Origin of the sequence: Burkholderia sp. B10 (assembly GCF_004368385.1) — a bacterium.
Taxonomy (GTDB): Bacteria; Pseudomonadota; Gammaproteobacteria; order Burkholderiales; family Burkholderiaceae; genus Burkholderia; species Burkholderia vietnamiensis.
This window is the reverse complement of sequence record NZ_PQMX01000025.1, coordinates 1-18650: the sequence shown is the minus strand read 5'-3', so window position 1 is coordinate 18650 and position 18650 is coordinate 1. Positions and strand designations below refer to the sequence as shown.

Annotated in this window: 19 protein-coding genes; 15 read left to right on the top strand and 4 right to left on the bottom strand. The window is 70.3% G+C overall.

Features of this window, described 5'->3' with window-relative positions:
* Positions 1 to 33: 33 nt before the first annotated feature.
* The 3 genes from gspD to gspF are packed head-to-tail and all read left to right on the top strand — an operon-like array spanning position 34 to position 5076.
* Positions 34 to 2358 (top strand): type II secretion system secretin GspD, encoded by a 2325-nt coding sequence (gspD, locus tag C3Y15_RS14880; protein ID WP_041493718.1) that lies wholly within the window; start codon positions 34 to 36, stop codon positions 2356 to 2358.
* Positions 2355 to 3854, top strand: a complete 1500-nt coding sequence (gene gspE / locus C3Y15_RS14875; RefSeq protein WP_011882775.1) for a type II secretion system ATPase GspE — start codon at positions 2355 to 2357, stop codon at positions 3852 to 3854. The genes gspD and gspE overlap by 4 nt, the downstream gene beginning before the upstream one ends.
* A gap of 4 nt (positions 3855 to 3858) precedes the next feature.
* On the top strand, positions 3859 to 5076 hold the full coding sequence (gene gspF / locus C3Y15_RS14870) for a type II secretion system inner membrane protein GspF (protein ID WP_011882774.1): 1218 nt from the start codon (positions 3859 to 3861) through the stop codon (positions 5074 to 5076).
* A 30-nt stretch (positions 5077 to 5106) separates the two neighbouring features.
* On the opposite strand, the gene C3Y15_RS14865 is transcribed toward gspF, so the two are convergent.
* The gene (locus tag C3Y15_RS14865; RefSeq protein WP_011882773.1) at positions 5107 to 5517 is read right to left on the bottom strand and encodes a hypothetical protein; all 411 of its coding nucleotides are present in this window, start codon (positions 5515 to 5517) and stop codon (positions 5107 to 5109) included.
* 173 nt (positions 5518 to 5690) lie between these two features.
* On the opposite strand from C3Y15_RS14865, the gene gspG reads away from it, so the two are divergent.
* From gspG to gspN, 8 genes are read left to right on the top strand one after another with little or no spacing between them, the layout of a single operon-like run.
* Entirely contained in the window at positions 5691 to 6143 is a 453-nt protein-coding gene (gene gspG / locus C3Y15_RS14860; RefSeq protein WP_045578645.1) for a type II secretion system major pseudopilin GspG, read from the top strand.
* Positions 6144 to 6185: 42 nt separating this feature from the next.
* Positions 6186 to 6716 (top strand): GspH/FimT family pseudopilin, encoded by a 531-nt coding sequence (locus tag C3Y15_RS14855; protein ID WP_069246096.1) that lies wholly within the window; start codon positions 6186 to 6188, stop codon positions 6714 to 6716.
* Positions 6713 to 7120 (top strand): type II secretion system minor pseudopilin GspI, encoded by a 408-nt coding sequence (gene gspI / locus C3Y15_RS14850; RefSeq protein WP_043290598.1) that lies wholly within the window; start codon positions 6713 to 6715, stop codon positions 7118 to 7120. Before C3Y15_RS14855 ends, gspI begins: the two co-directional genes overlap by 4 nt.
* Positions 7098 to 7802, top strand: coding sequence for a prepilin-type N-terminal cleavage/methylation domain-containing protein (locus tag C3Y15_RS14845; RefSeq protein WP_011882769.1), 705 nt, complete (start codon positions 7098 to 7100; stop codon positions 7800 to 7802). Before gspI ends, C3Y15_RS14845 begins: the two co-directional genes overlap by 23 nt.
* Positions 7803 to 7804: 2 nt before the next feature.
* Complete coding sequence (gene gspK, locus C3Y15_RS14840; protein WP_034193034.1) at positions 7805 to 8905, top strand: type II secretion system minor pseudopilin GspK; 1101 nt, start codon at positions 7805 to 7807, stop codon at positions 8903 to 8905.
* 24 nt (positions 8906 to 8929) lie between these two features.
* Positions 8930 to 10297, top strand: a complete 1368-nt coding sequence (gspL, locus tag C3Y15_RS14835; RefSeq protein WP_124260014.1) for a type II secretion system protein GspL — start codon at positions 8930 to 8932, stop codon at positions 10295 to 10297.
* Positions 10294 to 10800: a type II secretion system protein M gene (locus C3Y15_RS14830; protein WP_011882766.1), complete on the top strand. Its 507-nt coding sequence runs from the start codon at positions 10294 to 10296 to the stop codon at positions 10798 to 10800. Before gspL ends, C3Y15_RS14830 begins: the two co-directional genes overlap by 4 nt.
* Before the next feature lie 31 nt (positions 10801 to 10831).
* Positions 10832 to 11620, top strand: coding sequence for a type II secretion system protein N (gspN, locus tag C3Y15_RS14825; RefSeq protein WP_059621838.1), 789 nt, complete (start codon positions 10832 to 10834; stop codon positions 11618 to 11620).
* A 28-nt stretch (positions 11621 to 11648) separates the two neighbouring features.
* On the opposite strand, the gene C3Y15_RS14820 is transcribed toward gspN, so the two are convergent.
* Both C3Y15_RS14820 and C3Y15_RS14815 read right to left on the bottom strand, forming a co-directional pair.
* Positions 11649 to 13184, bottom strand: coding sequence for an efflux transporter outer membrane subunit (locus C3Y15_RS14820; RefSeq protein WP_011882764.1), 1536 nt, complete (start codon positions 13182 to 13184; stop codon positions 11649 to 11651).
* A 287-nt stretch (positions 13185 to 13471) separates the two neighbouring features.
* A complete protein-coding gene (locus C3Y15_RS14815) occupies positions 13472 to 13765 on the bottom strand; it encodes a hypothetical protein (protein ID WP_011882763.1) in 294 nt (97 codons plus the stop codon).
* A 173-nt stretch (positions 13766 to 13938) separates the two neighbouring features.
* Between C3Y15_RS14815 and C3Y15_RS14810 the strand changes: the two genes are divergently transcribed.
* On the top strand, positions 13939 to 14436 hold the full coding sequence (locus tag C3Y15_RS14810; RefSeq protein WP_011882762.1) for a MarR family transcriptional regulator: 498 nt from the start codon (positions 13939 to 13941) through the stop codon (positions 14434 to 14436).
* 175 nt (positions 14437 to 14611) lie between these two features.
* Positions 14612 to 16174 carry a DHA2 family efflux MFS transporter permease subunit gene (locus C3Y15_RS14805; RefSeq protein WP_045578649.1) on the top strand — a complete coding sequence of 521 codons (1563 nt, stop codon included), beginning with the start codon at positions 14612 to 14614 and terminating at the stop codon, positions 16172 to 16174.
* A gap of 122 nt (positions 16175 to 16296) precedes the next feature.
* On the opposite strand, the gene C3Y15_RS14800 is transcribed toward C3Y15_RS14805, so the two are convergent.
* Positions 16297 to 17223 (bottom strand): LysR family transcriptional regulator, encoded by a 927-nt coding sequence (locus tag C3Y15_RS14800; RefSeq protein ID WP_011882760.1) that lies wholly within the window; start codon positions 17221 to 17223, stop codon positions 16297 to 16299.
* A gap of 138 nt (positions 17224 to 17361) precedes the next feature.
* Between C3Y15_RS14800 and C3Y15_RS14795 the strand changes: the two genes are divergently transcribed.
* On the top strand, positions 17362 to 17838 hold the full coding sequence (locus tag C3Y15_RS14795; RefSeq protein ID WP_011882759.1) for a CidA/LrgA family protein: 477 nt from the start codon (positions 17362 to 17364) through the stop codon (positions 17836 to 17838).
* A gap of 13 nt (positions 17839 to 17851) precedes the next feature.
* Entirely contained in the window at positions 17852 to 18574 is a 723-nt protein-coding gene (locus tag C3Y15_RS14790; protein ID WP_011882758.1) for an LrgB family protein, read from the top strand.
* Positions 18575 to 18650: the final 76 nt, after the last annotated feature.

Genomic DNA, 18650 nt, shown 5'->3' with positions numbered 1-18650 from the left:
AAGTGGCCTGAGCCGGCATCGACCCATTCATCCATGACAAGAACTCGCTTCGCTATGCGGCGCATCGCCACGACCCTGGTGGTCGCCGGCATCATCGTCTCCCAGGCCGCCTACGCTCAGGTCACGCTCAACTTCGTGAATGCGGACATCGACCAGGTCGCGAAGGCGATCGGCGCCGCGACCGGCAAGACCATCATCGTCGATCCCCGCGTGAAGGGGCAGCTCAATCTCGTGGCCGAGCGGCCGGTGCCGGAGGAGCAGGCGCTGAAGACGCTGCAGTCGGCGCTGCGCATGCAGGGCTTCGCGCTGGTGCAGGACCACGGCGTGCTGAAGGTCGTGCCGGAGGCCGATGCGAAGCTGCAAGGCGTGCCGACCTATGTCGGCAACACGCCGCAAGCGCGCGGCGATCAGGTGATCACGCAGGTGTTCGAGCTGCACAACGAATCGGCCAACAACCTGCTGCCGGTGCTGCGCCCGCTGATTTCGCCGAACAACACGGTCACCGCGTACCCGGCGAACAACACGATCGTCGTGACCGACTATGCGGACAACGTGCGCCGCATCGCGCAGATCATCGCCGGCGTCGACAGCGCCGCGGGCGCGCAGGTGCAGGTCGTGCCGCTGCGCAACGCGAACGCGATCGACCTGGCCGCGCAACTGCAGAAGATGCTCGACCCCGGTGCGATCGGCAACAGCGACGCGACGCTGAAGGTGTCGGTCACCGCCGATCCGCGCACCAACTCGCTGCTGCTGCGCGCGTCGAGCGCGTCGCGCCTCGCGGCGGCGAAGCGCCTCGTGCAGCAGCTCGATGCGCCGAGCGCGGTGCCGGGCAACATGCACGTGGTTCCGCTGCGCAACGCGGACGCGGTGAAGCTCGCGAAGACGCTGCGCGGGATGCTCGGCAAGGGTGGCAACGACAGCGGCTCGTCGGCGTCGTCGAACGATGCGAACAGCTTCAACCAGAACGGCGGCTCGTCGTCGAGCGGCAACTTCTCGACCGGCACGTCGGGCACCCCGCCGCTGCCGTCGGGCGGCCTCGGCGGTTCGTCGTCGTCCGCGTATGGCGGCGGCGCATCGGGCAGCGGTGGCATGGGCAGCGCCGGCCTGCTCGGCGGCGACAAGGACAAGGGCGACGACAACCAGCCCGGCGGGATGATCCAGGCCGACGCGGCGACCAACTCGCTGATCATCACCGCATCCGATCCGGTCTACCGGAACCTGCGCTCGGTGATCGACCAGCTCGACGCGCGGCGCGCGCAGGTCTATATCGAGGCGCTGATCGTCGAGCTGAATTCGACGACGCAGGGCAACCTCGGCATTCAGTGGCAGGTCGCGAGCGGCCAGTTCCTCGGCGGCACGAACCTGAACCCGACGTCCGGGCTCGGCAACAGCATCGTCAATCTGACGGCCGGCACCGCCGGCGCCACCACGCCCGGCCTCGCGGCCAATCTCGGCACGCTGACGCAGGGCCTCAACATCGGCTGGCTGCACAACCTGTTCGGCGTGCAGAGCCTCGGCGCGCTGCTGCAATATTTCGCCGGCGTGAGCGACGCGAACGTGCTGTCGACGCCGAACCTGATCACGCTCGACAACGAGGAAGCGAAGATCGTCGTCGGCCAGAACGTGCCGATCGCGACCGGCTCGTACTCGAACCTGACGAGCGGCACGACGAGCAACGCGTTCAACACGTACGACCGTCGCGACGTCGGCCTCACGCTGCACGTGAAGCCGCAGATCACCGACGGCGGCATCCTGAAGCTGCAGCTGTATACGGAAGACTCGGCGGTCGTCGCCGGCACGACCAGCGCGCAGACGGGGCCGACCTTCACGAAGCGCTCGATCCAGTCGACGATCCTCGCCGACAACGGCGAGATCATCGTGCTCGGCGGCCTGATGCAGGACAACTACCAGGTGTCGAACAGCAAGGTGCCGCTGCTCGGCGACATCCCGTGGATCGGCCAGCTGTTCCGCTCCGAATCGAAGCAGCGCGCGAAGACCAACCTGATGGTGTTCCTGCGGCCGGTGATCATCAGCGATCGCAACGTCGCGCAGGAAGTCACCGCGAACCGCTACGACTACATCCAGGGCGTGACGGGCGCATACAAGTCGGACAACAACGTGATGCGCGACAAGGACGATCCGATCGTCCCGCCGATGCCGCTCGGTCCGAGCCAGGGCGGCACGCCGGCCGGCAACCTGTTCGATCTCGACAAGATGCGGCGCCAGCAGATGCAGCGTCAGGTCGCGCCGGTCCCGGCCCAGCCGCTGCCGGAGCAGACGCCCGTGCAGCCGCAAAGCGTGCCGCAGCAGACGGTGCCGCAGCAACCGTTGAGCGCCACGCCGGGAGCCTCGCAGTGAGCGACGTGCTCGCGTCCGCGCCCCAGGACGGCGCGCCGGGCGAACGGCAGCCGCCGTCGCCGCTCGCCGCCCGCCTGCTGCCGTACGGCTTCGCGAAGAGCGGCCAGGTGCTGATCGCGCACCAGCTCGACGATACGCTCGAGGTGTGGATCAGCGAACGCACGAGCGACGCGGCGCTCGCCGAGATCGCCCGCAACTTCGGTTCGATCGTCGTGCAGCGCGTGCCGGCCGACGAGCTCGCGCAGGCGATCAACCACGCGTACGCGCGCCAGGACGGCAGCGCCGCGCAGATCGTCGGCGAGGTCGAAGGCGAAGTCGACCTGTCGCGGCTGATGCAGGACATCCCCGAAGTCGAGGATCTGCTCGAATCGGAAGACGACGCGCCGATCATCCGCATGATCAACGCGCTGCTCACGCAGGCCGCGCGCGAGCAGGCGTCGGACATCCACATCGAGCCGTTCGAGAATGCGTCGGTCGTGCGGTTTCGCGTCGACGGCACGCTGCGCGACGTCGTGCGCCCGAAGAAGGCGCTGCACGGCGCGCTGATCTCGCGGATCAAGATCATGGCGCAGCTCGACATCGCCGAAAAGCGCCTGCCGCAGGACGGCCGCATCACGCTGCGCGTCGGCGGCCGCCCGGTGGACGTGCGCGTGTCGACGCTGCCGACCGGGCACGGCGAGCGCGCGGTGCTGCGTCTGCTGGAAAAGGACGCGCAGCGCCTGAACCTCGAAGCGCTCGGGATGGGCCGCGACACGCTCGTCCAGTTCGACAAGCTGATCGCCCGCCCGCACGGGATCGTGCTGGTGACGGGGCCGACCGGCTCCGGCAAGACGACGACGCTGTACGCGTCGATGTCGCGGCTCGAAACGGCGACGACCAACATCATGACGGTCGAGGATCCGATCGAATACGACCTGTCCGGCATCGGCCAGACGCAGGTCAACGAGCGGATCGGGATGACGTTCGCCCGCGCGCTGCGCTCGATCCTGCGCCAGGATCCGGACGTCATCATGATCGGCGAAATCCGCGACCTCGAAACCGCGCAGATCGCGGTGCAGGCATCGCTCACGGGCCACCTGGTGCTGGCGACGCTGCATACGAACGACGCCGCGTCGGCCGTCACGCGGCTGACCGACATGGGCGTCGAGCCGTACCTGCTCGCGTCGTCGCTGCTCGGCGTGCTCGCGCAGCGGCTGGTGCGCCAGCTGTGTCCGGTCTGCAAGGAAGAGCGGCACGAGGACGGCCGCAGCGTGTGGCATCCGGTCGGCTGCGACAAGTGCGGCCATTCGGGCTACACGGGCCGGCGCGGCGTGTACGAACTGCTGGTGGTCGACGATGCGATCCGCTCGCTGATCCATCGCAACGCGGCCGACGCGGAGATCCTCGCCACCGGCCGCGCGCAAGGCATGCGCACGCTGCGCGACGATGCCGAGCGCTGGCTCGCGGCCGGCGCGACGTCGCTCGAGGAAGTGCTGCGCGTGACGGGAGGCGCATAGCGCGATGCCGGCATTCCGTTTCGAAGCGATCGACTCGGCGGGGCGTGCGCAGAAAGGCGTGATCGACGCCGACAGCGCGCGCGCGGCGCGCGGCCAGCTGCGCACGCAGGGGCTCACGCCGCTCGTGGTCGAGCCGGCCGCCAGCGCGACGCGCGGCGCGCGTTCGCAGCGCCTCGCGTTCGGCCGCAAGCTGTCGCAGCGCGAGCAGGCGATCCTCACGCGCCAGCTCGCGAGCCTGTTGATCGCGGGGCTGCCGCTCGACGAGGCGCTCGGCGTGCTCACCGAGCAGGCCGAGCGCGACTACATCCGCGAGCTGATGGCCGCGATCCGCGCCGAAGTGCTCGGCGGCCATTCGCTCGCGAATGCGCTCGGACAGCATCCGCGCGATTTTCCGGAGATCTACCGCGCGCTCGTCGCCGCCGGCGAACATACGGGCAAGCTCGGCATCGTGCTGTCGCGCCTGGCCGACTACATCGAGCAGAGCAACGCGCTCAAGCAGAAGATCCTGCTCGCGTTCACGTATCCGGGGATCGTCACGCTGATCGCGTTCGGCATCGTCACGTTCCTGCTGAGCTACGTCGTGCCGCAGGTCGTCAACGTGTTCGCGAGCACCAAGCAGCAGTTGCCGCTGCTGACGATCGTGATGATGGCGCTGTCCGAGTTCGTGCGGCACTGGTGGTGGGCGATCCTGATCGCGGTCGCGCTCGTCGTGTGGATCGTGAAGTCGACGCTGTCGCGCGCCGGGCCGCGGCTGGCGTTCGACCGCTGGGTGCTGACCGCGCCGCTCGCGGGCAAGCTCGTGCGCGGCTACAACACGGTGCGCTTCGCGAGCACGCTCGGCATCCTGACCGCGGCCGGCGTGCCGATCCTGCGCGCGCTGCAGGCGGCCGGCGAGACGCTGTCGAACCGCGCGATGCGCGCGAACATCGACGATGCGATCGTGCGCGTGCGCGAAGGCTCCGCGCTGTCGCGCGCGCTGAACAACGTGAAGACGTTTCCGCCGGTGCTGGTGCACCTGATCCGTTCCGGCGAAGCGACCGGCGACGTGACGACGATGCTCGACCGCGCGGCCGAAGGCGAGGCGCGCGAGCTCGAACGGCGCACGATGTTCCTGACGAGCCTGCTCGAGCCGCTGCTGATCCTCGCGATGGGCGGGATCGTGCTGGTGATCGTGCTGGCCGTGATGCTGCCGATCATCGAGCTGAACAACATGGTGCAGTGACGGCGTGGCCGGCGCGTGCGCCGGCGCCGCTCAGCGCATGTAGATCGCGGGGGACGGCGTGTTGGCCGGGAGCTGGACTTCGGCGCGCGCGCCGTTGCGGTCGACGATGATCGAGCGGCTGCGCACTTCGGCGAGCTTCGCGCCGGGCGCGAGCTCCGCGCCGAGCGACACCGCGCGCGGCGGTTCGCCGCCGATGCCGACGATCGCGGCGCCGCCGTGATCGAGCGCGAGAATGCCGAACAGGTGGATGTCCTGCACGGGATTCTTGTCGAGCTGTCCGCCGAAGAGCGCGGCGGCGTCCTCGGTGCGGATCGGCAGCCGCGCGGCGGCGGCAGGCAGCGGCGCTTCGCGGGCCGACAGCGTGACGACCCAGTAGGTGGCCGTCGCGCACAAACCCGCGAAGAGGGCGAGGGAGAGGATCCGGATCGAGAGCGCGTTCATGCGCGCTATTGTACGGATCTATATGAAATTTGCGTTGAGTGAAAGCCCTCGGCGATGCGCGCCTTACAATGCGTGCTCCGCGCCCCGGGTATCGGAAGCCTGCCGTCAGGTATGCGGCCGCGATGCGCAGGGTGCGTCACTCAATCGACGACATTTTTTGGAAAGAGGTAGTCATGCAAACGTGGATCACTCGCCGTAATGCGGCCGTGCGCCGTCAGCGCGGTTTCACGCTGATCGAGATCATGGTGGTGGTCGCGATCCTCGGGATCCTGGCGGCACTGATCGTGCCGAAAATCATGAGCCGTCCCGACGAGGCGCGCCGTATCGCCGCGAAGCAGGACATCGGCACGATCATGCAGGCGCTCAAGCTGTACCGTCTCGACAACGGCCGCTATCCGAGCCAGGAACAGGGGCTGGCCGCGCTGACCCAGAAGCCGACCACCGATCCGATCCCGAACAACTGGAAGGACGGCGGCTATCTCGAACGCCTGCCGAACGATCCGTGGGGCAACGCGTACAAGTACCTGAACCCGGGCGTGCACGGCGAGATCGACGTGTTCAGCTACGGCGCCGACGGCAAGGAAGGCGGCGACGGCAACGACACCGACATCGGGTCGTGGCAGTAAGCCCGCGCTGACCGGTCCCGCCTTCGCCGCATTCTTCCCCTCATGCCCGCCCCTCGCACGCCGTCGCGCCCCGCTGCCGCACGCCGCGCCGCCGGCCGCGTGCGCGGCCGCACCGCACGCGCGCAGGCGCGCGGCTTCACGCTGCTCGAGATGCTGGTCGTGCTGGTGATCGCGGGCCTGCTGGTGTCGCTCGCGTCGCTGTCGCTCACGCGCAATCCGCGCACCGACCTGCGCGAGGAAGCGCAGCGCATCGCGCTGCTGTTCGAGTCGGCCGGCGACGAAGCGCAGGTGCGCGCGCGGCCGATCGCGTGGCAGCCGACCGCGCATGGCTTCCGGTTCGACGTGAGCTCGCCCGACGGCTGGCGCACGCTGCGCGACGATCTGCTGCGTCCGCGCGACTGGGACGGCGGCGTGACGGGCGCCGATATCGACTATCCGGGTTCCGACACGCGCGCGAGCCGCGTCGTGTTCGGTACCGAAAGCATCGACACGCCGGTGCGCGTGACGCTGCATTCCGCCGCCGGCAGCGCGACGATCGTCGGCACCGGCAACGGCCGCTACGAGGTGCAATGACGATGCGTCGTCGCCTGCGCTTCCCGGCCGCTTCCTCGCAGGGCTTCACGATGATCGAGGTGCTCGTCGCGCTCGCGATCATCGCGGTCGCGCTCGCCGCGTCGATCCGCGCGGTCGGCACGATGGCGACCAACGCCTCCGATCTGCATCGCCGGCTGCTCGCCGGCTGGAGCGCCGACAACGCGCTGGCGCAATTGCGCCTCGCGCATGCGTGGCCGGAGGTCGGCGAGCAGAGCTTCGACTGCTCGCAGGGCAACGTGCAGCTGGTGTGCACGCAGCGCGTGAGCACCACGCCGAACCCGGTGTTCCGGCGCGTGCAGGTGTCGGTGAGCATGCCGGGGCGCGCCGGCGTGCTCGCACAAATGGTGACGGTGGTCGCGAATGAAACCAGCCGTCCGCTCTGACGCGCCGCCGCGCCGCCAGCCGGCGCGCGCCGCCGCCTCGCGGCGCGTGCGCGGCTTCACGCTGATCGAGCTGATGATCGCGATCGCGATCCTCGCGGTCGTCGCGATCCTCGCGTGGCGCGGGCTCGACCAGATCATGCGCGGCCGCGACAAGGTCGCCTCCGCGATGGAGGACGAGCGCGTCTTCGCGCAGATGTTCGACCAGATGCGCATCGACGCGCGGCTCGCCGCGACCGACGACGAAGCCGGCCAGCCGGCGATCGGCGTCGCCGGCAATACGCTGCAGATCGTGCGCGAACTCGACGTGCCGGGCGCCGCGCCGCGGCTGCAGGTGGTCCGCTACCGGATCGCCGGCGGGCGCGTCGTGCGCTACGCATCGCCGCCGCTCGACGACGCGAACCGCCTGCGCGACGTGCTGAAGGACAGCAGCGTCGACGGCTGGAGCTGGGTCGCGCTGATGGGCGGCGTCGGCGCGATCGACGCGAAGCTGTACGTGCCGCGCGTGGGCTGGACCACCAACCTGCAGACGGCCAACGACGCGCTGGCGCAGAACAACGATGCGCTGAAGGTGCCGCAGATCGGCAACGCGCCGCCCGCGCGCGCGGTGACGGGCCTGCAGGTCAGCATCGGCGCGACGTCGCTGCGCGTGCCGGTCACACGCATTTTCCTGGTCGGGGAATGACGATGCGCGCCCGCCCTTCCCGCTTCCGGTTCGCCGCGCGCGCGCAGCGCGAGCGCGGCGCGGCGATCATCACCGCGCTGCTGGTGGTCGCGCTGTCGGCGATCCTTGTCTCCGGGATGCTGTGGCGCCAGCAGGTGCAGATCCGCCGCATCGAAAACCAGCGCGTGCTCGCGCAGGCGCAGTGGGTCGCGCGCGGCGCGCTCGACTGGACGCGCATGATCCTGCGCTCCGAAGCCGACACGGCGCCCGGCATCACCTATCTCGGCGGGATCTGGGCCGTGCCGATCGCGAAGACCAAGCTGTCGGACTTCCTCGGCCGGATCGGCGCGCCGAACGACAACGGCGGCGAGGATACCTACATCTCCGGCTCGATCGAGGATGCGCAGGCGAAGTACAACCTGCGCAATCTCGTGTCGTCGCCGGCGCCGGGCGTGCTGCAGCTCAACGTCACGCAGCTGCAGGCGTTCCAGCGGCTGCTGGCGACGCTCGGTTACGACGGCGCGCTGGCGAAGCGGATCGCGCTGCAGATGCGCGCCGGGCTGATGCATTCGGCGACGCGCTTCCAGACGCCGGCGCTGCCCGGCGCGGGAACGGCCGCGACCGCGCCGGTGCCCGGCGGCGACATGGCCGGCAACTTCACCGACGAACCGGGCATGTCCGACACCGAGCGCGGGCCGGCGCCGCTCGTGATGACGAGCGTCGACAGCCTGCTCGACGTCGACGGCGTGACGTCCGAGATGATCGCGCGGCTGCGCCCGTTCGTCACCGTGCTGCCGACCACGACGCCGGTGAACATGAACACCGCGCCGGCCGAGGTGATCGCCGCGCTGGTGCCGGGGATGAGCGTGTCGTCGGCGCAGGCGCTGGTGTCGCGCCGCGAGACGGTGTTTTTCCGCAACGCCGGCGACGTGCAGCTCGCGCTGCGCGGCGCCGGTGCGCCGAACGCGACGATCGACTCGAGCCTCGTCGACGTCAATTCCAGCTATTTCATCGTGCACGGCCGGATCCAGCACGATCGCGCGGAGGTCGATCGCACCTCGCTCGTGTATCGTGATCCGACCACGCATTCGACGCGGGTCGTGCGCATCCGCGACCAGCTATAACGACGCCATTCGGGAGAGGAGCTCTTGAGCACGCTGATTGTTTCTTTGCCGCCGCGCGAGCCGGCCGTGCCGTTGCAGGAATGGCAGTGGCCCGAGCTGCCGTTCACGCTCGTGGACAAGGCCGGCCAGGTGCAGCGCGCGGGCCGCGCCGCGCTCGCGCTGCTGCCGCGCGCGAACGCGACGGTGCTGATCGTCGCCGCGCGCGACGTGCTGCTGCTGGCCGCGACCGTGCCGCCGCTCAAGGGGCCGAAGCTGCGCCAGGCGCTGCCCAACATCGTCGAGGATCAGCTGATTCAGGATCCGCTCGGCTGCTATATCGCGCTCGATCCGGTCGCGCTGCCCGACGGCCGCCGCGTGCTGGCCGTCGTCGATCGCGCGTGGTTCCGCACGATCTGCGACGCGTTCATCGCGGCCGGCCACCGGCACCTGAGCGCGGTGCCGGCCACGCGCTGCCTGCCCGCGCCGCGCGCGAGCACGGCCGACGCCGCCCTGCCCGCCGACGGCGACGCCGCGCCTGCCGCCGCACTCGCAGCCGACGCCGCGCCGCTCGCACGGCCCGCGCCGGTGGCCGCGGTGCTCGGCCTCGCGACGACGGTCGAACCGGCGCTCGTCGAAGCCGGCGCGCAGCCGGGGGCGGCCGTGGCGCCGCGCTACGAATTCGCGATCGCGCGCGGTGCGCTCGGCGAAGGTTTCGCCGCGCCCGCGGCCCGCGCCGGCGGCACGCTGGCCGCGCTCGCGGGCGGCGCCGACGTCGAACTGTACGAACTCGGCGAGCCGGGCGCGGAGCCGCGCCTCGCGTCGGTCGGCCGCAGCGACGCCGCGCTGTTGCCCGGGGCGCAGCCGCTGGCGTTCGACGTGTTCGCGCGGCGTGCGCTCGACGAGAAGTTCGATCTCTGCCAGTTCGAATTCGAATCGCAGCCGTGGCGCTTCGATCGCGCGACGGTGAAGCGCCTGCGCGTGCCGATCGCACTCGTGGCGGCGACGCTCGGCGTCGCGGTGATCGGGATGAACCTGCACTGGTGGAAGCTGTCGCGCGAGCGCGATGCGCTGTCGGCGCAGATCACCGAGACGCTGCTGTCCGCGTTCCCGAAGACGACCACCGTGCTCGATCCGCCCGCGCAGATGCAGCGCCAGCTCGATCAGCTGCGGCTCGCGGCCGGCGAGCTGTCGCCGAACGATTTCCTCGCGCTGGCGAGCGGGCTGTCGCGCTCGATGGGCGCGCTGCCGCAGAACGGCATCGCGTCGCTCGATTATCACGACCGGCGGCTCGACGTCGGCTTCAAGCCGGAGGTCAAGGTCGACCCCGATTTCCCGCAGCGTCTCGCGCGCAACGGGCTGGCCGGCGAAGTCGACAGCAGCACCGGCAAATGGACGATCCGGAGCCGCTCATGAACACCGCACAACTGAACGAGACGCTGGCCCAGTTCTGGGGCGAGCGCACGCCGCGGGAACGCACGCTGCTCGGCTGGGGCGGCACGGTGCTGGCCGTCGCGATCGCGTATTCGGTGCTGTGGTCGCCCGCGCAGGAAGGCCGCGCGCGCATCCAGCACGAGTTGCCGACGCTGCGCCGCGAGCTCGCGCAGATGACCGCGCAGGCCAACGAGGCGAAGTCGCTGACCGCCGCCGCGCAGGGCGTCGCGCCGACCGGCCTCGCGCTGAAGGACGCGCTCACGGCGTCGCTGTCCGATCACGGGCTGCAGGGCGCGCAGGTGCAGGTGGTCGGCAACGGCGTGCAGGTCCAGATGAAGAACGTGTCGTTCCCGGCATGGACGCAGTGGCTCGACGATGCGCGCCGGCAGTTCAAGGTGCAGGTCGGCGAAGCGCATGCCACCGCACTGAAGGATGACGGTCAGGTCGACCTGACGGCCGTGATGCAACCCTCGATGCAGAAATGACGCAGTGAACGAAACAAGCGATGCCCGGCCGATGCGGCCGGCACTCAGGCGGCTCGTCGCCGTCTTGCCGTGGCTGGCGGCCGGCGCGCTGGCCACGGCCGCCACGCTCGTCGCGCTCGCGCCGGCCGCGTGGATCGCGCCGCAGTTCGCGCGCGCGACCGGCGGTCACCTGAATCTCGTCGATCCGGACGGCTCGCTGTGGCACGGCTCCGGCACGCTGATGCTGGCGCCGGGCGCGGACCAGAGCGCCGCCACGCTGCTGCCGGGCCGCGTCGAATGGACCACGCGCTTCTGGCCGCTCTTGACCGGCCGCGTGCAGATGCGCATGCGGCAGACCGAGGCGATGCCCGATGCCGTCACGCTCGACGCGACGTGGCGCGGCGCGGTGCTGTCGGCCGGTGCGATGGCCGTGCCCGCTTCGCTGCTCGCCGGGCTCGGCACGCCGTTCAACACGCTCGACCTGCAGGGCGACGTGCGGCTCGGCTGGACCGACTGGCGGCTGATCGGCAACAACGCGTTCGGCCAGCTGACGGTGACGATCGATTCGATGAGTTCGCGCGTGTCGCGCGTGAAGCCGCTCGGCTCGTACCGCGCGGTGCTGCAGGCGAAGGGCGCGGACGCCGATCTCGACCTGTCGACCACGCAGGGCCCGCTGTTCCTCGACGGACACGGCGGCTTCGGCCCCGGCCACGGGTCGTTCCGCGGCACCGCGCACGCGGCGCCGGAGCAGCAGGCGAACCTCGCGGGGCTGCTGAACCTGCTCGGACATCCGATCGGCAACAACCAGGTGTCGCTGATCTTCGGCGACGCGATGCGCTGAGCCGCCGCGGCCCGCGCCGCGGCTCCCGTTACTGCTGCGCGAGCGGCGCGGCGGCCGTCGCGCCGGACGCCGGCATCGCGGCGGGCGCCGCCATGCCGCCCGTCTCGCGCGCCATGTCCGACGTATCCCAGCCGCCGCCGAGCGCCTTCACGAGCCCGACCGACGACACCATCCGCTGGCCGCCGAGCGTCGCGAGCTTCTGCTGCGCAGTGAACGCGGTGGTCTGCGCGGTCAGCACGTTCAGATAGGCGACCGTGCCGGCCTTGTACTGGTTCGTGACGATCGCCAGCGCCTGCTCGGCGCTCGCGACCGCCTGCCGCTGCACGTCGACTTCCTGCGCGAGGATGCGCTGCGACGCGAGGTTGTCCTCGACGTCCTGGAACGCGGTGAGCACCGCGAGCCGGTACGCGGCGACGTCCTGATCGTAGGTCGCGCGGGCCGCGTCGGTCTGCGCGGCCCGCAGGCCGGCGTCGAACAGCGTCGCCGCGAGCTGCGGGCCGACCGTCCAGAACCGTGCGGGCAGCGTGAACAGCTGCGACCATACCGAGCTCTGGAAGCCGCCGCTGGCCGACAGCGTGAGCGTCGGAAAGAACGCGGCGATCGCGACGCCGATCTGCTCGTTCGCGGCGGCCGCGCGGCGCTCGGCGGCCGCGATGTCGGGCCGGCGCTCGAGCAGCGCGGACGGCACGTCGACCGGCGTGACCGGCGGCTCCTCGGCGAGCGGGTTCGGCGGCAGCGAGAAGGTCGATGCCGGTTCGCCGATCAGCGTCGCGATCGCATGCTCGTATTGCGCGCGCGCGACGCCGTTGTCGATCGACGCGGCCTGCGCGCTCTGCAGCTGGGTCTGCGCCTGGATCACGTCGGCGCGCGCGGCCACGCCCTGCGCGTACTGGTTCTGCGTGAGCTTCAGCGAGTCGCCGTACGACTTCACCGTGTCGTCGAGCAGCTTCTGCAGCGCATCGGACGTGCGCAGCTGGAAGTACGTCTGCGCGAGCAGCGCCTGCTGCGACAGCCGCGCGTTCGCGAGATCGGCCGCGGCCGCCGCTTCGCCGGCGCGCTGCGCGCTGACGTTGCGGCTCACCTTGCCCCACAGGTCCGGCTCCCAGCTCGCATCGAGGCCGACGCTGTAGCTGTTGCCGATCGCCGAGCCGCCGCCGAACGTGGACGAACCCGACGACGACGCGCGTCCCGTACGCGAGCGCGTGCCCGACGCCGTCAGCCCGACCGTCGGGAAGTACGCGGCGCGCGCCTCGGTCACGAGCGCGCGTGCCTGCCGGTACGCGGCGGCCGATTGCGCGATGGTCTGGTTCGACGCGTTGAGCTTGCCGATCAGCGCGTCGAGCTGTGAATCGCCGTAGACGGACCACCACGGCCCGCGATCGGCCCGGTCGGCCGGCTGCGCGACCTTCCAGCCGGCCGGCGCTTCCTTGAACGCGGCGGGAATCGTCGTGTCGGGCCGGTGATAGTCGGGCCCGACCGCGCAGCCGGCGAGCAGCACGGCCGTTGCAACGGCAACGGCGGCGCTCAGCGGGCGAAAGGCGCGCGGGAAGGAGGCGTACGGCATCGTGAGGTTCCTGTCTGGGTGCGGCGGCCGGCGAGCGGCGTCGCGCAAGGCGCGCGGTGCGGACGTTCAGCCGCTGGCGGACAAATGGTAACTGACGGCGGGAAAGCTGCGCAGCCGTAAGGGTAAGGTGCGCGGCCGCGCGCATGTGTTACCGGTGCGGAAGGCCGGTTTACCGGCCGTTACGGCGGGCTTGCGTGCAAAACGGGCCGGCTGCGCCGACCGCACCGCGCGTTGCGGCGGGCCGATTCAACGGCGAAGGCAACGGCGACGGCGTGCGCCGCGCCGCGTCAGTGGCAGCGCGCGGGCACCGGCAGGGGATCGACGGCGGGCCGCCATGGCGATGGGTCGGGTGCCGCCGTCTGAGTCGTGCGGTGCCCGGCGCGGCCGGCCCGTTTCGCGCTGCGCTGGCGCCGATGATCGAACCACGCGAACCCGAGCGCCGCGAGCGAGCCGCCCGGCACCACCAGCATCGTCACGTACAGCGCGATCTTCCAGCCGCGGTGCGGGCCGGCGAACGCATGATGAGCGGTATCGGTCAGGTTGCGGCGCAGTGCGCCGGCGGCGTTTTTCAGGAACAGCATGGGGAACATCCTCGGGTGCCCGGCAGGGCGGGCGCGGCGGTCAGAACATAGTCTCCGGCGGTGCGACATGCACGTCGTAACTGGTTGCCTGAAATAATATTGACCAAGCAATCATTTTTCAAGATACTGGGCGCGTTTTGTCCTGAAACGCACTGTTGCTGCGCGCAATCGCAATGAACGGCGGCCTTTACGATCCCGACACCATCGAGCTGGAAACGAGCCTCGGTTATTTCCTGACCAAGGCTCGGCAGGCGCTCGTCGAGCGGATGGATCGCGCCCTCGAGCCGTACGACCTCACCGCGCAGCAGATCGGCGTGATCCTGCTGCTGTCGCGCGGCTATGCGCGCACGCCGTTCGAGCTGTCGCGCAAGATGTCGTACGACAGCGGCTCGATGACGCGGATGCTCGACCGTCTCGAGCGCAAGGGCCTGGTGGCCCGCGCGCGCAGCGAGCAGGACCGCCGCGTAATCGAGCTGACGCTGACCGAGCGCGGCGCCGAGGCGGCGCGGGCGTTGCCGTCGCTGATCGCGACCGCGCTGAACGCGCAGCTGGCCGGCTTCTCGGCCGACGAGCTCGCGACGCTCACCGGCCTGCTGCAGCGCTTCATCGCGAACGGCCCCGGCGACGCCGGCTGCCCGAAGCCCGACGAATCCGACGAACCCCACTGTTGAGCGCGGAGGTCCGATGTTCCGGTTTAAGCATTCGCTTATTTGTCTGTCTGGGCAGAAGATGACCGTGCAGGTGCCCCGCGCGCCCCTTCATTCGTTCCACCCGGTCGCGCCGCACGGTTCCGTGTGCCCGCGCCTTGTGCCGACGCGTTGCGCGCGTCGCGTCTAGGAGATTCCGATGTCCACCACCACGGCATCTGCCGCGTCCCCTGCCGCCGAACCGGCGCCGCTCACCGGCGGCGCGCTCGCGCTGCTCACCGTCGGGCTCGCGCTCGGCACCTTCATGGAAGTGCTCGACACGTCGATCGCGAACGTCGCGGTGCCGACCATCTCGGGCAGCCTCGGCGTCGCGACCAGCGAAGGCACGTGGGTGATCTCGTCGTACTCGGTCGCATCGGCGATCGCGGTGCCGCTGACCGGCTGGCTGGCGCGGCGGGTCGGCGAAGTGCGGCTGTTCACGCTGTCGGTGCTCGCGTTCACGATCGCGTCGGCGCTGTGCGGCCTCGCGTCGAACTTCGAGACGCTGATCGCGTTCCGGCTGCTGCAGGGCCTCGTGTCGGGGCCGATGGTGCCGCTGTCGCAGACCATCCTGATGCGCAGCTACCCGCCCGCGAAGCGCGGGCTCGCGCTCGGGCTATGGGCGATGACGGTGATCGTCGCGCCGATCTTCGGCCCGTTGCTGGGCGGCTGGATCAGCGACAACTACACGTGGCCGTGGATCTTCTACATCAACCTGCCGATCGGGATCTTCTCGGCGACCTGCGCGTACTTCCTGCTGCGCGGCCGCGAGACCCGCACGAGCAAACAGCGGATCGACGCGATCGGCCTCGCGCTGCTCGTGATCGGCGTGTCGTGCCTGCAGATGATGCTCGACCTCGGCAAGGATCGCGACTGGTTCAACTCGAGCTTCATCGTCGCGCTCGCGCTGATCGCGGTGGTGTCGCTCGCGTTCATGCTCGTGTGGGAGGCCACCGAGAAGGAGCCGGTGGTCGACCTGTCGCTGTTCCGCGACCGCAACTTCGCGCTCGGCGCGCTGATCATCTCGTTCGGCTTCATGGCGTTCTTCGGCTCGGTCGTGATCTTCCCGCTGTGGCTGCAGACGGTGATGGGCTACACGGCCGGCAAGGCCGGGCTCGCGACCGCGCCGGTCGGGCTGCTCGCGCTGGTGCTGTCGCCGCTGATCGGGCGCAACATGCACCGGCTCGACCTGCGGATGGTCGCGAGCTTCGCGTTCATCGTGTTCGCGGGCGTGTCGGTGTGGAATTCGACGTTCACGCTCGACGTGCCGTTCAACCACGTGATCCTGCCGCGGCTCGTGCAGGGCATCGGCGTCGCGTGCTTCTTCGTGCCGATGACGACGATCACGCTGTCGAGCATTTCGGACGACCGGCTCGCGAGCGCGTCGGGGCTGTCGAACTTCCTGCGCACGCTGTCCGGCGCGATCGGCACCGCGGCCAGCTCGACGTTCTGGGAGAACGACGCGATCTACCACCATGCGCGGCTCGCGGAATCGGTGAGCGTCTATGCGCAGAACACGACGGACTACCAGGCCGCGCTCGCGCAGCTCGGGGTCGTCGGGCAGACGGCCAACGCGCAGCTCAACCAGCTCGTCACGCAGCAGGGCTTCATGATGGCGACCAACGACTTCTTCCACCTGTCGGCCGGCGTGTTCATCGCGCTCGCGGCGCTCGTGTGGATCACGAAGCCGAAGAAGGGCGCGGGGCCGTCGATGGGGCATTGAGCCCCGCCGCGGCCGGCGTCGCGTGCCCGGCCACCGGCCGCGGGCCGCACACGTCGCCCACGCCCACCGCCCACGGCACGCATGAGCCGCACGGCCGCCGCGTGCCGATGTCCCGGCCCGCATCACTCGCGCGCGAGCAGACCCCCGAAGGCGAGATCATCGCCGGACGCGATGGGCAGCGTCGCGCGCGCAACCTCGAGCCACGCGCGCGCCGCGTGCGACAGATAACCCTTCTTCAGCCAGCCGAGCGCGATCGCCCACGTGATTTCCGGCTCGACGATCGGCCGGCACGTGAACTGCCGCGCGTCGAGCCGCCGGCAGTACGGCTCGGGCAGCAGTGCGATGCCGACGCCCGCGTGCACCAGCGCGGCCATGAAGTCCCAATGGCCGCTGCGGCTCACGATCGACGGCGTGAAGCCGGCCTGCCGGCACGCGTCGAGCACCGCGTCGTGCAGCGCGAGGCTTTCCGCGTAGAACACGAACGACTCGCGCGCGAGGTCGGCGAGCGGCACGGCCGTGTGGTCCTCCCAGCGCGACTCGCGCGGCGCGACCAGCCACAGCGGCGCGCGCACCATCGGCAGCCGCTCGAACGTGCCGGGGTCGACCGGCTCCAGCAGCCCGCCCAGCTCCAGCTCGCCCGACATCAGCGCCGCCTCGATCATCCGCGCGCCCTGCTCGAACAGCTTCAGCTCGATGTTCGGATAGCGCTGCTTGTACGCGGCGATGATCGGCGTGAACAACGAGCCGCCGAGCGGCGGAATGCCGATCGTCAGCTCGCCGCGCCCGAGCGTGCCCAGATCGTTCAGCTCCGACTGCAGCTGCGCCTGCGCGGCGAGCACGTCCTGGCCGCGCTGGAACACGATCCGGCCCGCGTCGGTCAGCACCATTTGCCGGCCGTCGCGCAGCAGCAGCGGCGAGCCGATCTCGTCCTCCAGCGCCTTCACCATCTTGCTGATGGTCGGCTGCGTGACGAACAGCCGGTCGGCCGCCGCCGTGAAACTCTGCTGGCGGACCACTTCGACGAAGTACCGCAGCGCGCGCAATTCCATCGCTTCTCCCCAGATTGGTGCAGCATCTACAGACAGGATTCCGAACTGGAATGATAAGGATAGAGACAAGTCATTTTATTTATGGTTAGGGGAAACCCTATACTCCTACCATCAACCGAATCTCTGCAGGAGCCAGCCATGAGCCACTCGACCGCGTCTGTCGCCGTCCTTCCCGCCACGCCGGGCAAGCTCACGCGCACGGGCCGCATCGCGCTGCAGTCCGCCGCGCTCGGCGTGCTGTGGCTCGCGGTCGACTGGGCCGTGCGCGCGGTCGGCCTGCCGGTGCCGTCCGGCGTGGTCGGGCTCGCCGTGCTGCTGGTGCTGCTGTTCTCGGGGCGCGTCGCGCCTGCATGGGTGAAGGACGGCGCGAACTGGCTGCTGTCCGACATGCTGCTGTTCTTCGTGCCGGCGGCCGTCGCGGCCGTCCAGTACGGCGGGCTGTTCCGCGAGGACGGCTGGCGCATCGCGCTCGTCATGCTCGCCGGCACCGCGTTCGTGATGGTCGCGGTGGCCGTCGCGGTCGACCTCGCCGCGAAGCTCGAGCGCCGGCTCGCCGCGCAACGCATGTTCGCCGAACGCCGCCGCGCGCGTCTGGCGACCGTGTCGGTCCACTGAGCCGGAGCCCGTCATGCATGCGCTGCTGTCGCGCCTGAGCGTCGACCAGGTGAATACCGCGATCTCGATCGGCTGCTTCGTGCTGACGGTCGCGCTGTATTTCGCGTCGAAGCGGCTCTACGCGTACCGCAAGACGCTGCTGTTCTCGCCGCTGGTGTTCGTGCCGGGCGTGCTCGCGCTGCTGGTCGTGCTGACCGGCATCCCGTATTCGGTGTACTTCCGCGACACGCGCTGGCTGATGTGGCTGCTCGGCCCGGCGACCATCGCGTTCGCGGTGCCGATCTACGAATACCGCGAGCTGATCCGCCGCCACTGGCTGTCGCTGTCGGTCGGCGTCGCGGTCGGGATCGCGGCGGGCGTGTGCGGTTCGCTGCTGCTCGCGAAGCTGCTGCACCTGTCGCCCGAGCTGCAGCGCTCGCTGATGACGCGTTCGGTCTCGACCCCGTTCGCGCTCGCGGTGTCCGACAAGATCCACGCGCCGAAGGACCTCACCGCGCTGTTCGTGATCGCGACCGGCATCTGCGGGATGCTGCTCGGCGAACTCGTGCTCGCGCTGGTGCCGATGCGCACGCGGCTCGCGCGCGGCGCGCTGTTCGGCGCGGCCGCACACGGCGTCGGCACTGCGAAGGCGCGCGAGATCGGCAGCGAGGAAGGCGTCGTGTCCAGCCTCACGATGATGATCGCGGGCGTCGCGATGGTGCTGATCGCGCCGTTGCTGTCGCTGCTGCCGATCTGAGCACGCGCGGGCGGCCGGCCGCCCGCATCGCCGCCCGGTCCTGCCTGCCGCCGGCCGCCGCGCGGCGGCCCTTCAC